Genomic DNA, 16024 nt, shown 5'->3' with positions numbered 1-16024 from the left:
TACCCAAAATAGCGCAGAGTATTCTTGCAAATAGATGGTGAGCGGTTTTTAGTTTTCATAGCGCTGCCATTTCAATTGTTCACATCTACTCCGTTGAAAAACCTGCTTTACTATGGTAAACTTCTTATATATCCTACCGAATAAAATATTTTTGAAAAGGTAGTAGAGACATTTAACGCTCTGGGAGCGAATTTATATAATATATGGGGGGATTATCTTGCAAAAATTATCTATAGATCATTTTATAAGATTAAGAAAACTGGTTTATCGCAACGCAAGGCCGCTTGACTTTACCAAGTGGAAATATCTTTTTGAGCACGGGAGCTGTGAGGATTTCCTTTCGGTTCTGTCCAGCTATCAAAATGAGGATGGGGGTTTTGGATACAACATTGAGTGCAATAACTGGAACCCTAATTCTTCCCCATATACGGTATGCATAGCATTAGATTATTTGGACACGACAGGCGATTATGTTAGCTGTACAAAAGATACGATTATTATGGGTATCATTAAATACCTTGCTTCTGGTATATACTTGTTGGAAGACGGCTGGGTGGGAATGCAAGGAATCCCCAGCAACAATGATTTCGCACATTTGCCATGGTTTCATTTCGACCCAAATAAAGCCACGGAAGCTGATATTGGAGTAACCAAGCGCCTTTCAAGCTTTATACTCAAATATGCAGACAAAAGCAGTGATATCTATCTCAAGGCAGTGGTTTTAAAAGACAAGTATAAGTTGAATGGGCAATTTTTACTTAATGGCGTCCCGGATTATGACCCTGTATCGTTGGAAATACAGTCCTTTGACCCTGCAATATGGCCCTTTTGGCTGCCATTGCCTGTGTACTTTGTAGGTTCGCCAAATAGTAAGTATTATCCAGAACTTAAACAAGTTGTGGATATAAATCTGGATTCGATTATTGATACACTGCAAAATACAAATGAGATTCAATTAACACCAGAGGAAGAATTAAACGCATTTGAACAGAATAACCCACATCCAGATGGCAAACGATGGTGTGTCGCTGAGCAAGCAATCGGAAATTATTATTGGGGTACTCATAATATTACATCCAATTTGGATATATTGAGGAAGTTTGATAGATTGGATTTTCATCTACCTATTCACACAAAATGAGCAAACCCCTCAGTGAGCCCAACTCGGTTCTACTAAAGCTAATCTAACTAATTATGAAATTGAGCCAATGCACTTTTGTCGGTGCATTGGCTCTTGCTTTGCCTATAATCTAAGTATCGTCCAGAGTATCCTTGCATAAGGATGGTAAACGGTTTTTAAATAGATATTTCATTAAATAAATTTATTTGAAATATCTATCCGTAGTAACCTTTCCGTAGTAACCTTTGAAAATGACCCTATACTTTGCGAACTATAATGCCAAATGTATCTGAATGTTCGGTCAATGATTCTCCTTTTAAATTTTTATAGACCTTTTCAATTTTAAAACCATTTTTCGTAAGCATCTCTGTAATCTCTGTCAAACTAAATAATCGATGATAAATTCTTATAACCTTTGTGATTCCCTCTTCATCAATAATTGTATATTGCAACCCCTCTGTCTTTGGTTCTTCATACAAATAAGTATTAAGTATTTCTATATAAGGTTTAGGACTCCAGAATCCCCCTTCGCTCACAGAAACATTAGTTAAAATTGAGGTTTCTTTTTTTTCCGTAACAACATCCAATATAAAAATCCCGTTATCTCTTAAGGCTCTATGAATTTTTGAAAGCAATAGTTCTTGCTCATTTGTGCTAAGTGCGCAAAAATCATAAAAAATCAGTGTTACTATATCAAAAGATTTCTCGAAGTTAATATCAAGATAGTTCTTTCTAATGAAAAATGTTTTCTCATACTCTGTTTTAATATTTTCATTTGCATAATTAATAGACCTTTCAGAAATGTCTATTCCTGTAATTGTTGCTCCAGTTTTAGCAAACTCCTTCACATAAAGTCCTGGTCCACAACCCAAGTCTAATACATCTTTACCTTCCTTCATATCCGTTGACTTAATTATGAAACTTGTTTCTGCATCAATAGTTTCTTTTGTCTTACTGGCAGCCTCAATATCCGGGTTCAAATGAAAATTCAGCATCTGCTCTGAAACATATTCGTCCTCCCAAAATTTATCAGTTCCCTTTTCAAAGATATATGGTTGTTGAATTGTATTTTTTAGTACTGACAGATTAATTTTGTTATTATCTATAATTTTCATAATATTAATTCTCCTTTATTTTAATGTTTAGTTTTATTTTAGGTAAAGTTATAAATTCAGAATAAACAGTATTTATTCTGTGTTTGCTCTCAAAAGGAAAAACTAAAATAAAAACTTTTAAAAACAAAAAACGCCTCAGAAATTCTGAGGCGCTAAATAATCACTCAGAATAGTTAAAACAACGTATCACAAATAAACCAAAGACTAGTGGATTCAAATAACTTATTTGGATTAAAAATGTTGTTTTAAATATTCGTTTCCAATTCATTCAATTGTTACAATGAACCGGATAAATCATCTCCTTTTACTTTACCTAGGCAAAATCATATCATGTTAACAACCTTTTGTAAAGTTAACTCTCTTTAAGTTTCTTTATATTGTATGCCATGTAGCCTTTATACTACAAAAAATATAACACAATTTTGATGTTTTTTCATTTCTAATATAGTCCAGAGTATCCTTGCATAAGGGCGGTGGTTTATTCGTACAAGACAGCGATATCATGTATTCTGCGTTTCATTTCTGTGCGTATATATAACGGCTCTAAACACTCGCATTTATTTCCAAAACTAAGAAGAATATCAAAATAGTAATCGTTCTCTATAAAAGGGAAATCAACAATGTAATACTCATCGCCATCTGGAGCAAATTCTTCATAAGCACAATAATCAAGCACCCTATCCATCACTGCTTTATGAATGCGAATTTTAATTTTTGTTTGCATTGTTTCTAAAATATCCGAAAATTCTAAAATCGGTTTCTGATAATCTCGTGGTATAAAAAATTCATCTTTTATTTGTAGATTTGATATGCGAGATAGTTTGAATAAGCGATAATCACTCCTCTTATGGCAGTAGCCTTGTAAGTACCAATGACTATTTTTCAATACAAGCTGATACGGCTCGACTACTCGTGCAGTTTTATTTCCGTGGTGAGCTGAGTATTGGAACGAAATCAACCTGCTTTCCTGTAAGGCTGTTTTGATAATTTCCAAATACGGTTGAATATTTCTGTTACCTGTCCACGGGCTTAAATCTATACGGATTTGATTTGCTTTTAATTCTATGTCTTTCGCTTTATCGGCAGGGATAAAGCTCTTGACTTTTGCAAGGGCATTTACCAATTCATCACCTCGTACTGTGTTTGAAAGGCTGGAAAGCCCCATTAAGAGAGCAGAAAGATCAGCAGTCGAAAAAACCTTTTTATCAAGTTTATAGTTTCGCATAATTTCAAAGCCTCCACCCACTCCCGATGTGGAGTGGACAGGAATACCTGCCATATTAATTGTATCTATATCACGGTAAATTGTGCGAGGTGAAACTTCAAACATATCCGCTAACTCCTGTGCACCTATCCGTTCTTTATCGAGAAGTATCATAATCATACTAACAAGTCTGTCTATTTTCATTGAACCAATATTCTCCTTTTATAATTGTTGCCATACTGCTGTCAACAATTACATGGTACAATAAAAAAGCAAACAAATCAATAAAACAATGAAAATGGAGGCATTTATGTTTACAATCTATGTTTACGTTCTTGATACTTTAGCCGACTGGGAACTGGGGTATGTTATTTCGGAGCTGAATTCTGGTCGATTTTTCAAAAAGGGCGTGCAACGTGTATCGCTCAAAACGGTTAGTTATTCTAACGAGCCAATCAATACAATGGGCGGGATGACAATAGTACCCAATTGCTTAATTGATGATATTGTAGTGAGTGAAACAAGCATATTGCTATTACCGGGCGCAGATACATGGAATAACCCAAAGCATTGCGCTATCATCGAAAAGGCAGGCGAATTTCTCTCTTTAGGCGCTACGGTGTGTGCAATCTGTGGGGCTACCGCTGCGCTTGCCAACTTTGGGCTATTGGATAAGCGTCCGCATACCAGTAATGGTCCGGGATTTCTTGAAATGGTTTCTCCTGGTTATAAAGGGCAAAGTTTCTATATAGACAAGCCATCTGTAGCGGATAACAACCTTATTACTGCAAGTTCCACCGGAGCTTTGTTGTGGGCAAAACAAATTATTGAACATTTAGGTGTTTTTCAATCAAACACACTGGAATCTTGGTATGAATATTTTAGTACGGGTGAGCCTAAACATTTCTTCGCCCTCATGCAAACTTTGCCGTCTAGCAATGAAAACAATCCGCATTTGCCATAAACATATGAGCACACCCACTGTTAGCACTTAATGGATTATCACGAAATTGAGCCGTTGCATCTTTATCTTGATCAACGGCTCTTGCTTTACCTACATACCCAAAATAGTCCAGAGTATCCTTGCAAAATGAAGGTGAGCAGATTTTTATTTGCTAATTGCTTATACCTTCTGTTTGTTCATATTTAAAAATTGAAGTACTTTCTTTACTATGGTAAACTTATTAATATATTTCTTTCAAAAAAAGGGAGGAAAAATGATAACAAACGAATATATAAATCGTGCAATAGACTACATCTTAGATCACATCAATGAAAATATACCTGTTGATGAGATTGCCTCTTATTGCAATTTTTCAAGATACTACTTTTCGAGAATGTTTAAAATGGAAACTGGAGAAAGCATCCATGAATTTATCAAACGAGTAAAAATGGAGCAAAGTGCATTTCGTTTAAAGGTTGAGAAAGGCAGAAGCATCACCGATATCAGCTGTGATTACGGTTACAGCTCATCGAACTACAGTTCTGCTTTTAAACAACATCATAATCTATCTCCAATTGAATTTCGTCGCAGCATTAAGCAAAAATCTTTAGTAAACCCAATTTTTAGGAATGCTTCTATAGGATTAGAGTCATTTGATGAGTGCGACAAAAAGATTTCCATAGAAGTTCTTGACGATTGTCTTGTTATATACGAGCGTCATAAAGGAAATTATGGGGACTTATCAGAGCATTGGGGAGCTTTTCAAGTAAAATATAAGGAATATATCACCGAGGCAACGCTGCTCATTGAGCGCACCTATGATGATCCTTCTATTACCCATATTGATGAGTGCTTGTATGACCTGTGCCTCACTGCACCACAAGACTGTGCCCTTGAAAACATCTATACACTAATAGGTGGCAAGTTTGCTGTCTATCACTTTAAGGGGACAGTGGATCAGATCTATACCGCTTACCAAAGCCTTTTTAATGTGTGGTTACCACAAAGCAAATATGAAATGGATGACCGCTATGGGTTCGAAATTTATAGAAAAATCGATTGCAATACCATGTATATGGAAATTGATCTTTGTATCCCAATTCAATAGAGCACAAATACAGAAGTTTATTTTTGCTTCCTCTGCTATCCTTAGGATGTGAACAAAGGATTGGAGGAAATTAATATGAATTTAGAAAACATCAAAAATAATAAAGTAAAAACCATTCTGCAATTCTCGATTCCATCGATTATTGCTATGGTACTAACCTCTCTGATTACTGTAGTAGATGGCTTTTTCATCGGAAACTATGTGGGTTCAGAGGGACTTGCTGCGGTAAACTTAGGTTTACCGATTGTTTATTTGTACCTTGCAGTAGGATTAATGGTTTCAGTCGGTGGTGTGGCAATCGCAGGAATTGCACTGGGCGGAAAAAACATCAAAAAATGCAACAGCGTCTTTAATCAAACGATGTTCACCTCAACAGTTGCAACAATTTTGCTGAGTGTGATTGTCTGGTTCTGCCTTGATCCCATGCTTTATCTTTTAAATGCCAATGGACAGGTAACAGGATTTTTCAAAGACTATTATGGCATTCTGCTGTTAGAGCTTCCCGTTATGGTGATAAACGCATCCTTTGGTATGTTTATCCGTGGAGAAGGAAAACCGCAATATTTTATGCAAGTTAATATTTTGAACGTGCTACTCAACATCTTGTTAGACTATTTATTTGTTCGCTGGATGGGGTTTGGTGTGAAAGGCATTGCAGCAGCATCACTTCTTTCAGCGATTGTTACATTTCTGTGCATACTCTACTACTTTATCAAAAAGTCAAGTGTGTACAAGCTCCATAAATTTACTTTTTCAAAGGATGTGCTTAAAAATACACTCCTCAATGGTAGTTCAGAGTTTATCGGAGAAATGTCCCTTAGTATTTCGATGTTTGCTTATAACTTTGTGATACTAAAGCATATCGGCGTTGATGGTGTTACTGCATTTACTATCGTAGGCTATGTGGCATATATCTTTAGCATGGTGCTGATTGGTTTTGGGCAAGGAGCCAGTCCGCTGATTAGCTTCACTTATGGTGCCAAAGAATACTCTCTGTCAAAGAGCCTGCGTAAAATTACCAACACGATGGTATTGATTGCAGGAGTGGTGGTACTCTTACTGGTAGTGGTTGGGGCTGATTGGTACAGTGGTCTATTCATAAAGAATGATCTGGTGCAACAGATGGTACATTCCGGTGTAGCGATTTTTGCTGTTTCGTTTCTCTTTTCAGGAATTAATACAATCACTTCTTTTTACTTTACCTCTATAGGGAGGGCAAAGGAGTCGGCTATTATTTCCTCAGCACGAGGATTAGTTGTTCTACTCATTTGCATTTTCACACTTCCAGCATTTCTGGGGATGATGGGTGTATGGCTGGTTGCACCAACTACAGAAATAGTAACACTATTTTTGACATTGTTCTTTATCGGAAAAGAAACTACTAAGAAATCTCACGGATTTTCCACAGAATAACTGGCATCTTATGAGACGATAGCCACTACACTTTAATCTTGTGTAGTGGCTATCTCTTTACCTATAAGCCGAGAATAGTCCAGAGTATCCTTGCAAAAGGACGGTGAACGGATCTTTGTTTTCATATCATTCTTCTCCTTTTCTGATGTTCATATTTAGGTGGTTGAAGCAATCGTCTTGCTATAGTAAAAATCTACCTCATAAAATCTTTGCGAAACGGTAGTGGATAAAAATAACGCTTTCAGAGCGAATCAATTTAATCCTTGACGTACGGTAAAATATGCGTTATAATGAACAATGTTCAGTTTGGAGGCTTGCTATGAATAAAACTATTACTTCCAGGGAAGCTATTCTTTCAGCAGGGAAAGAAATCATTGTTCAATCAGGTATACAGGGGTTGAATATGAGAGATGTAGCACGTAAATGCGGTGTTTCTGTGGGATCGGTTTACAACTATTTCCCATCGAAAGGTGATTTGATTATTGCAACAATTGAGTCTGTTTGGACAGAGATTATGCATGGCTCTACAGGCTGCGTCCCACAACACAATTTTGCCGAAAATATTCTGTCTTTGTTTAATAGCGTACAAAAAGGTCGCAAAAAATACCCATCATTTTTCACCGTACATTCTATGAGTGTTGCAAACCTTGACAAGAACAAGGGTCGAGAAGCGATGAATCGATATTTCGCCCACATAAAAAACGGTTTACTTGAATCTCTCCAACGTGATCAAGGCATAAGAAAAGATGCTTTCTCGAATCAATTTACAAAACCGGATTTTGTTGACTTTATTTTCTCCAATATCATTACTTTGTTGATGAAAGAAGCAACGTCATGTGATTTATTGTTGGAAATAGTGAAACGCACCATCTATTAAACCAGCAGTATACCCACCCTTTGGTGGGTATTTGTAGAAATCAAACTGAACAATGTTCACTACTTTTTAGGAGGTTTACTTATGCAAGCAATTATGGAAACTTTATTTTATGTGGTATATTTAACCACAGTGGTTACCCTTGGAATTCTTATGATAAAAAATTCCAAAGGTAACAGGCAATATACACTATTTGGTATCATGGCAGTTGTGCTCGGCGCAGGTGATTCATTCCATCTTGTTCCCCGTGCGATTGCATTGTGCACAACCGGACTTGAAAATTATACTGTCCCGCTGGGAATCGGTAAATTTATCACATCGATTACCATGACCGTTTTTTACATCTTGCTTTACTACGTCTGGAGAAAGCGCTATCGCATCAGTGGAAAACAAGGTATTACCATAGCTGTTTATCTGCTTGCTGCTATGCGAATTGTTTTGTGTTTATTCCCCCAGAATGCTTGGACAAGTGCAAATGCACCTTTGTCATGGGGAATTTACAGAAATATTCCCTTTGCTCTCCTGGGGCTACTTATTATTGTTTTGTTTTATAAAAGTGCAAAAGAACACAATGACAAATCTTTCCGCTTTATGTGGCTTACCATTGTATTAAGCTTTGTTTTTTATATTCCCGTAGTGTTGTGGGCAGATGTAAACCCACTGATTGGTATGCTTATGATTCCAAAAACTTGCGCCTATGTTTGGACGGTGTGGATTGGATACAGTGATATGAGAAAGTGTGTAAAATAATGAAAAAATTCTTGCCTCACGTAGCCCCAAAGTACCTGTTGTTGATTGCCGGTATTGTATGGATGGTTGCCGGTGGAAATATTCTTAAAATCGGTTTTGCCAACTTCATATCAAACTGGCACGAACATCTGATATATGTATTTGAAGTTCTGTTTGTATTTTTGGCATTTATAGGGCTAATATTTTACCGTTTAGTAAAAAAGCATCATCTTCGTATATCGCAGATTGAGGAAAAAAAGGTTCCCTTCTATCAGTTTTTTGATGGAAAAAGTTATTTGATTATGATATGTATGATTACAGGTGGATTACTGATTCGAAATGCACATATTCTACCTGCTATTGCAATCGGTGTTTTATATTGTGGCATAGGCTTATCGTTAGAATGTGCAGGGGTTTTATTCCTAAAAAAATTTGTATCTACAACTAAAAATAATTATGAAAGAGGATTGATTATGAAAAAATACATCAATATTTCGTTTATTTACGCAATTGCTGCGATTGCCTGCGGTGTATTTTATCGGGAGTTTACAAAATTTCTTAGCTTTTCTGGTAAAACAACTTTAGCGTTTACCCATCTACACTTTTTTGTTTTGGGTACAATCATGTTTTTGCTGATCGCCATTTTAAGCTGTATCACCAACTTAACCGAGCAAAAACAATTTAGCCGTTTTATGCTGCTTTACAACATAGGGTTACCTTTTATGGTAACGATGTTTTTTGTAAGAGGTATTACTCAAGTGCTTGGCACAGAACTTTCAAAAGGTGCTTCCGCAGCGATTTCCGGTGTTTCAGGTATTGCACATATTATCATGACAGTTGCCATTGTTATACTGTTTTTGTCACTTAAAAAGAGTCAAGTTGTGAGTAATGCGATAAAATAAGCAACCCCCCCGTAAACACACATCCGCAGCCACTGAATAATATCTGACTCCCCAAGCAGAGTAGAGCCGCTACACTTCAACTTTGGTGCAGCGGCTCTTGCTTTTACATCCCCAAAATAGTCCAGAGTATTCTTGCAAAAGGACGGTGAACGGATTTTTGTTTTCTTGCAGAAGGCGACTTGTAATATATGGTTTCTTGTGATATGCTAAAAAAAAGTAAATATTTTATACGGGATTTTACACCGTTAATCCTGCCGATAGGCTTGATTATATAAATTTATTTTAGGAGATTGCTGTTTGAAAAATACCAACAACTTGGAGATTGTAGGCTAACCGGGAGGTTTGCGAAATACGATCTCGCCCAAGCCTCCCAATCATTGCAAGTCAACAATTTTTAGGAGGAAAAACAATGAATACAAATGACTATATTATCCGTTTGGAAACACCTGCTGATTATCAGGAGGTGGAAAACTTAATACGAGAGGCATTTTGGAATGTTTATCGTCCGGGATGCTTGGAACACTATGTACTGCACTGTTATCGTGACAGAAAGGATTTTGTGCCGGAACTTGATTTCGTAATGGAAAAGGACGGCAAAATCATTGGTCACATTATGTTTGTGCACGCAAAAATACAAACCGACAACAGTAAGGAACTGCCCATTATGACCTTCGGACCTATCAGCATAGCACCGCAGTATAAGCGACAAGGCTATGGAAAGGCACTGCTTGATTATGCCATGGAACAGGCAAAGTCATTGGGATGCGGCGCCCTTTGTATGGAAGGAAATATTGACTTTTATGGAAAGTCTGGTTTTGTGGTGGCTTCTACAAAAGGGATTCATTATTATGCAGAGCCGAAAGATGCTCAGGTTCCATATTTTCTGCTTAAGGAGCTGAAACAGGGCTTCTTAGATGGAATTTCGGGAACCTACCATACACCCGACGGATATTTTGTGGACGAAAAAGAAGCGGAGCTATTCGACGCCCATTTTCCGCCGAAAACAAAATTAAAGCTGCCCGGTCAGCTGGTATAAATCTAAAACAATTACGAAAGCCGATGAACTGGTGTTCATCGGCTTTCACTTTTACTACATCCCCAAAATCGTCCAGTCAATACTTGCATAAAGACGGTGAACGGATTCTTACTTTCATATTACTTGCTCTTTCTATTGTTCATGATTTTAGAGTTGAAGCCCTCACTTTAATATGGTAAAATTATTCTATATACCTACCGAGTAAAACTTTTTTTATACGGTAATGCGAAAATTTAACGCTTGGTGAGCGAATTTATATATGATAAGTTAATTTAGCAATACACAGGGAGGCATTCCTTTTGGAATTTAACGAAAAGCTACAACAACTTAGAACTGGAAAAAATTTAACGCAGGAACAACTTGCGGAGCAATTATATGTATCAAGAACAGCGATTTCAAAATGGGAAAGTGGCAAGGGATACCCTAACATCGAATCATTAAAATGTATCTCCAAATTCTTTTCCGTTTCGATTGATGAACTATTATCGGGAGAAGAACTGATTACCATTGCTGAAACAGAAAATAGCTCAAATCTTAAAAAGATTTATAGTATACTTTTTGGGATACTGGATGTAATGGTAATTGCATTTATTATTTTGCCGCTTTATGGAAACCCTGTTGGAGGTTATATATATTCCGTCAACCTCCTTTCATTTACTGCCACTACACCGATGAATCTTGTAATCTATTGGATTGTTTTTGTCGCTTTGATGGGTATTGGTATTGCTAAACTTTTATTCATTCGTTTTGAAAAGAAGTCGTGTGGCAATATTTCTACGAAAGTATCTATCGTACTTAGCTTTGTAGCTATTCTATTCTTCGCTGCAGCCAAGGAGCCGTATGTGATAGCACTTCTGTTTTTGCTATTTGTTATAAAAATGTTTTTATTGATGAAGCAAGGAAAAATTAAATAAAAAGCTCTATAAATCCTTGAAAATAGGCTCTGACACGATAAGTGTCAGGGCTTTTTTCTATTGTGACGGTAGGTTTCTTGTCTTTTTTAGCTTCGGAAATGATAATTGAATTGCGGTAAAACAAACCACAACTAACAGAAAGGATGATTGTATATGGAATATGCTATTGAAACAGAAAATCTTACAAAACAATACGGAACAGCTACCGTTGTTGATAACATCAATATTCATGTGCCAAAAGGTAAAATCTACGGTTTGCTCGGCAGAAATGGAGCAGGAAAAACTACCGCAATGAAAATGATGTTACAGTTAGTTTCCCCAACAGGAGGAACTGTTAGATTATTCGACACAGATTATAAAGAACACACCCGTACTCTTTATAGAAAAATAGGGTCTATTATAGAAACGCCAGGTTTCTATAATAATTTGACAGGATATGAAAATTTGCAAATCCTCGTCAAACTGAGAGGACAGCTCAGTAAAAAATCGGTACAGGAAGCACTTCGTGTTGTTGGATTAGATAAGGAAACGAGCAAAGTGTTTGCCGACTATTCACTTGGAATGAAGCAGCGTCTTGGTATTGCAGCAGCAATTATGCACGAACCTGAACTATTGATACTTGACGAACCGATTAACGGACTTGACCCAATTGGCATCTCTGAAATCCGCTCGTATCTGTCTGAGTTAAGTCACAAGAAAGGTACTACTATTTTCATTTCAAGTCATGTTTTAAGTGAAATCGAACAGATTGCGGATATTATCGGTGTTATGCATGAGGGACGCTTGATTGAGGAGGTTTACATAGCAGAACTTCACAAGCGCAACCTCAGACATATGGAATTTGATTTATCTGACGTAAAAAAAGCCGCAAAAATATTAGAAAATCACTATCAGATCACAGACTATTCTATACAGGGTAATACAATAAAAATTTATGATTTCACTCATAACTCAGGGGAAATAAACAAAGCTTTCGTAGAGAATGAGCTGTTGGTAACAAAGATAAATGTGGACGAGGAAAACTTGGAGGATTATTTTTCTGAATTGATTGGAGGTGGCAGCATTGCTTAATCTTATTTCGTGTGAATTATCAAAACTAAAGCGTTCAAAAATGGTGCTTATTAGTATTTTAGGTGTTATGTCTATACCGTTTATGATGCTTATAGAATCGTTACAGGCTCATTTCAAACGTCCAGACCTTGTCTTTACTCTGTCAGATATTTACAGCGATAGCATACTGTATATTATGCTGTTGGCAAACATCATGATTTATGTAGCAATTACCGCTTACTTATTCAGTCGGGAATATGCAGAAAATACGCTAAAGACTATATTGCCAATCCCTGTTTCAAGAACAAAGTTGATGGCTGCTAAGTTTTGTACCCTGTTTATCTGGACTTCTGTCCTTACTATTGTAACTTGGGCAGGCATCTTGATTTTATCTGGGATGTATCATATTGTGTTTGGAATGGAAGGTTATAGCTTACTTGTTGCAATCAACTGGCTTCCAAAGTATTTTTTTAGCAATATGCTCATGTTTTTAACTGTTTCCCCTTTTGCTTTTATCGCACAAAAAACAAAGGGATTTGTTGCATCTATGATTGCTTCGGCGGTTATCGTTATGGGCAGTGCAGCTCTTTCTAATCACGAATGGGGAGCATTATATCCATGGACAGCTACTTTCTTTTTGATAGAAGGTCGAATTGAAAGCACGGGCTATCCTATGGTATTATCGGTTGCTATTATCCTTTTGGTATCAGTAATTGGATTTTATATGACCTTTCACTATTTTAAGAAGGAGGATTTGAAATAATGGCACTTAATTTTATAGAAATTCTGAAAGTTATATCTCTTGGTGTTGTAGAGGGAATTACAGAATGGCTACCTATCAGTAGTACAGGACATATGCTTCTTGTGGACGAGTTTTTTACTCTTAACATGAGCGAAACATTTAAGGAAATGTTTTTTGTTGTTATTCAACTTGGGGCAATCCTTGCAGTCGTCATTATGTTTTGGAACAAAATGTTTGCGTTTCAATTTAAGGATAAATCGCAGCCTATCATAAAAAAAGATATCTTTTCACTTTGGTTTAAGGTAGTGGTGGCTTGTGTACCTTCAGCTATCATGGGATTTTTATTTGATGACTATTTGGATGCTCATCTCCATACTCCAATTGTAATTGCAATAATGTTAATTATATATGGTGTGTTGTTTATTCTCATTGAGAACTGGAATAAAAACAGAACCCCTACTACTGTGGCACTTTCTGACATCAGCTATAAAACAGCACTCTTGATTGGGGCATTTCAAGTGTTATCGCTCATTCCGGGTACATCACGTTCGGGTGCGACGATTATAGGTGCTTTGCTGATAGGTGTATTAAGGGTAGCGGCAGCGGAATTTACATTCTTCCTTGCTGTACCAACCATGCTTGGGGCAAGTGCCTTTAAGCTGTTAAAATTCGGATTTAATTTTACAAGTGCAGAACTTCTCGCTCTCGTTATTGGTATGGTTGTTGCATTTATAGTGTCTGTCTTTGTTATTAAATTCCTAATGAACTTTATCAAAAAGCATGATTTCAAGGTGTTTGGTTGGTATCGAATTGTGCTTGGAATTGTTGTACTGTTGTACTTTATAGTGATATAGGTTATGAGCAATTTCACGGAACTTATAGAAATAGTTCTACTAAATGAAATCTTACTAATTATGCAGCAAGGCACTGTACTATTTGTTTTAGTGCAGTGCCTTTACCCTCTATATTCCCAAAATAGTCCAGATATAGAGCGGAGATGTCAGGGTGAACACGAGACAGGCAAGTATCTGTAAGCTGAGCAAATAGAGAGCCAGTAAGCTCTTTTCTATCTTTAAACACTAGCTTATCTATACCTTGAAAAATTGCAAATTTAATAGAGTGCTTGCATTGGCCTGAAACAAGTAATCCCATATTATTGTAAATATCATCAGACGAAAAAATGCCTAAATTTTTCATTCGAACTTCCGCACCGTCTCCACATGCGGTATAACATCACTCTTAAAAATTTAACAAATGAAAGTTATTTTATGAACCTTATAACAAAAATTCTCCCTATAAAGTAACCTTCGAAAAATGCCTTTTATTATTTTTCCCTTTTATATGCACTAATTATATTTAAAGCCATTAGAGAAGCAATATATATCGGTATCATAATTAATAATATTGCATAAAAATCTCGTGTAGCATTATAGGATGAAGTAGTAAATCCTTTAATAATCAGCTGACCCAATAAATAAGATACTGGTAATAAGAAAATCTTCTTCATAAAACTATTCACTTTTCTATTACGATTGAATAGAAGAATGATAAATCCAAAGATTAAAGCCAATATCATGGCAATGCGTGAATAATAAGATAAAAATAGTCTTGGCAATGTAATCACTCCACCCCTTGAGTTAATATTTTTACCATAAATCAGTTTATCTTCACTTCCATCTGTCTGATAATAATACACAGAAACAACATTTTCCCCATTCGGATTTATAATAGTGTTATTCACATTAGATTTTTTTATATTTCTATTCCATATGCTATTCCATGTGGTTATGTGATAAACATAACCAGTGTTACCATCTGTCGGATAACTACTGATATCATATCCATATACTGTATCATCAAATGTAGCGAGTACTGACCCATTACCAATTTCATTAATTGCTACACTTCCTTCACTATATGGAATATACTCTGGTGCAGTCAAAAAAGCAGTTGTTATAACAAGAACTATAATTAAAAACATCATTGAAAATATTGCTGTTTGTATTTTTTTCTTGCGCAATGTAGACTTTATATTTAATAAAGGAGTGATATTAGTATCTATTGGTATTTTATTAAAAGTCTTCATCTCATCAAGATAAACCTTGCATTCCTGACACTGTTCAATATGTTCTTCAATCATAGCACGTGAGTCATTACTTACCATATTTTCTACATATAAAGGTAAAATATCTTTAATAACATTACATGTAATTTTCATCAATTATCCCTCATTTCTTCTCTGATCTTATTTTTGGCTCTGTGAAAAGTGACACAAGCCCAGTTATCTGTTTTCCCAAACAAATTCCCAATCTGCTTAAAACTAAGTTCCCCGAAAACGCGAAGAGAAAAAACTTCCTTATACGGTTCAGATAAATCATGGATAATTTCATGGATTTTCATTGACTCCTCAGATGAATAAACTGATTTCTCTACATCATTATCATCTTCTATTTCAGGTACTGAATCCAAATTAACTAAATTTTTGTTTTTTCTCACATATGAATAATATGAGTTTTTTGCTATTTGAAATAACCATACCTTGATATCGCAATTTCCTTTAAAGTTATCAATTGAGTTTATTGCCTTAAAAAATGTTTCAGATGTTAAATCATCCGCTATATATTTATCTTTAGATAAACTATATATAAATAAATAAACATCCTTAAAGTAACTATTAAAAATTGCCTCAAGCTCTGTCACTTTTTCACCTCCTATCTATAAGACGCATGGGACTTGATAATCTTACAAAAATTTTTTTAAAAATCTCAAAGCTTTTAAAACCTTGAGATTTTAAATATCAATATTTTTTCTGTTTTGCTAAATAATTATCTTTGATCTAGAAGGCAAACAGTCTCTGTATGCCTTGAGTGTGCA

General features: G+C 35.8%; 17 protein-coding genes. 12 read left to right on the top strand and 5 right to left on the bottom strand.

Translation table 11 applies throughout. The features are described 5' to 3' along the window. Positions 1-217: 217 nt before the first annotated feature. Positions 218-1141: a hypothetical protein gene (locus tag ACS3UD_RS00580; RefSeq protein ID WP_308138269.1), complete on the top strand. Its 924-nt coding sequence runs from the start codon at positions 218-220 to the stop codon at positions 1139-1141. 236 nt (positions 1142-1377) lie between these two features. Here ACS3UD_RS00580 and ACS3UD_RS00575 read toward each other — a convergent pair whose 3' ends face one another. Next, positions 1378-2235 (bottom strand): class I SAM-dependent methyltransferase, encoded by an 858-nt coding sequence (locus ACS3UD_RS00575; RefSeq protein ID WP_308138270.1) that lies wholly within the window; start codon positions 2233-2235, stop codon positions 1378-1380. Between the two features lie 478 nt (positions 2236-2713). Then, on the bottom strand, positions 2714-3643 hold the full coding sequence (locus ACS3UD_RS00570) for a helix-turn-helix transcriptional regulator (protein ID WP_308138271.1): 930 nt from the start codon (positions 3641-3643) through the stop codon (positions 2714-2716). Between the two features lie 106 nt (positions 3644-3749). Between ACS3UD_RS00570 and ACS3UD_RS00565 the strand changes: the two genes are divergently transcribed. From ACS3UD_RS00565 to bcrD, 11 genes are all read left to right on the top strand, one after another. Then, a complete protein-coding gene (locus ACS3UD_RS00565; RefSeq protein WP_308138272.1) occupies positions 3750-4403 on the top strand; it encodes a type 1 glutamine amidotransferase family protein in 654 nt (217 codons plus the stop codon). Positions 4404-4656: 253 nt separating this feature from the next. Next, the gene (locus tag ACS3UD_RS00560) at positions 4657-5490 is read left to right on the top strand and encodes an AraC family transcriptional regulator (protein WP_308138273.1); all 834 of its coding nucleotides are present in this window, start codon (positions 4657-4659) and stop codon (positions 5488-5490) included. Positions 5491-5565: 75 nt separating this feature from the next. Next, on the top strand, positions 5566-6903 hold the full coding sequence (locus ACS3UD_RS00555; protein WP_308138274.1) for an MATE family efflux transporter: 1338 nt from the start codon (positions 5566-5568) through the stop codon (positions 6901-6903). A 319-nt stretch (positions 6904-7222) separates the two neighbouring features. After that, on the top strand, positions 7223-7780 hold the full coding sequence (locus tag ACS3UD_RS00550) for a TetR/AcrR family transcriptional regulator (RefSeq protein ID WP_308138275.1): 558 nt from the start codon (positions 7223-7225) through the stop codon (positions 7778-7780). An 81-nt stretch (positions 7781-7861) separates the two neighbouring features. Then, complete coding sequence (locus ACS3UD_RS00545) at positions 7862-8527, top strand: hypothetical protein (protein ID WP_308138276.1); 666 nt, start codon at positions 7862-7864, stop codon at positions 8525-8527. Continuing rightward, on the top strand, positions 8527-9408 hold the full coding sequence (locus ACS3UD_RS00540; RefSeq protein WP_308138277.1) for a DUF2871 domain-containing protein: 882 nt from the start codon (positions 8527-8529) through the stop codon (positions 9406-9408). Before ACS3UD_RS00545 ends, ACS3UD_RS00540 begins: the two co-directional genes overlap by 1 nt. Before the next feature lie 409 nt (positions 9409-9817). Beyond that, positions 9818-10444: a GNAT family N-acetyltransferase gene (locus tag ACS3UD_RS00535; RefSeq protein WP_308138278.1), complete on the top strand. Its 627-nt coding sequence runs from the start codon at positions 9818-9820 to the stop codon at positions 10442-10444. A gap of 299 nt (positions 10445-10743) precedes the next feature. Further along, positions 10744-11358, top strand: a complete 615-nt coding sequence (locus ACS3UD_RS00530; RefSeq protein WP_308138279.1) for a helix-turn-helix domain-containing protein — start codon at positions 10744-10746, stop codon at positions 11356-11358. 153 nt (positions 11359-11511) lie between these two features. Continuing rightward, positions 11512-12429, top strand: a complete 918-nt coding sequence (locus ACS3UD_RS00525) for an ATP-binding cassette domain-containing protein (RefSeq protein ID WP_308138280.1) — start codon at positions 11512-11514, stop codon at positions 12427-12429. After that, positions 12422-13171: an ABC transporter permease gene (locus tag ACS3UD_RS00520; RefSeq protein ID WP_308138281.1), complete on the top strand. Its 750-nt coding sequence runs from the start codon at positions 12422-12424 to the stop codon at positions 13169-13171. The genes ACS3UD_RS00525 and ACS3UD_RS00520 overlap by 8 nt, the downstream gene beginning before the upstream one ends. After that, positions 13171-14004 (top strand): bacitracin resistance undecaprenyl-diphosphatase BcrD, encoded by an 834-nt coding sequence (gene bcrD, locus ACS3UD_RS00515; protein WP_308138282.1) that lies wholly within the window; start codon positions 13171-13173, stop codon positions 14002-14004. Before ACS3UD_RS00520 ends, bcrD begins: the two co-directional genes overlap by 1 nt. Before the next feature lie 58 nt (positions 14005-14062). Here the strand turns inward: bcrD and ACS3UD_RS00510 are convergent, their stop codons facing one another. The 3 genes from ACS3UD_RS00510 to ACS3UD_RS00500 all read right to left on the bottom strand — a co-directional run bounded on the left by ACS3UD_RS00510 (position 14063) and on the right by ACS3UD_RS00500 (position 15850). Beyond that, positions 14063-14347: a hypothetical protein gene (locus tag ACS3UD_RS00510; RefSeq protein ID WP_308138283.1), complete on the bottom strand. Its 285-nt coding sequence runs from the start codon at positions 14345-14347 to the stop codon at positions 14063-14065. 127 nt (positions 14348-14474) lie between these two features. Next, complete coding sequence (locus ACS3UD_RS00505) at positions 14475-15368, bottom strand: zf-HC2 domain-containing protein (protein WP_308138284.1); 894 nt, start codon at positions 15366-15368, stop codon at positions 14475-14477. Next, the gene (locus ACS3UD_RS00500) at positions 15368-15850 is read right to left on the bottom strand and encodes an RNA polymerase sigma factor (protein WP_308138285.1); all 483 of its coding nucleotides are present in this window, start codon (positions 15848-15850) and stop codon (positions 15368-15370) included. Before ACS3UD_RS00500 ends, ACS3UD_RS00505 begins: the two co-directional genes overlap by 1 nt. Positions 15851-16024 lie beyond the last annotated feature (174 nt).

Source organism: Sedimentibacter sp. LTW-03, from assembly GCF_052059825.1.
In the GTDB taxonomy this organism is placed as follows: Bacteria; Bacillota; Clostridia; order Tissierellales; family Sedimentibacteraceae; genus Sedimentibacter.
Note: the sequence above shows the minus strand (reverse complement) of the source record. Positions and strands in the feature narration are given on the sequence as shown.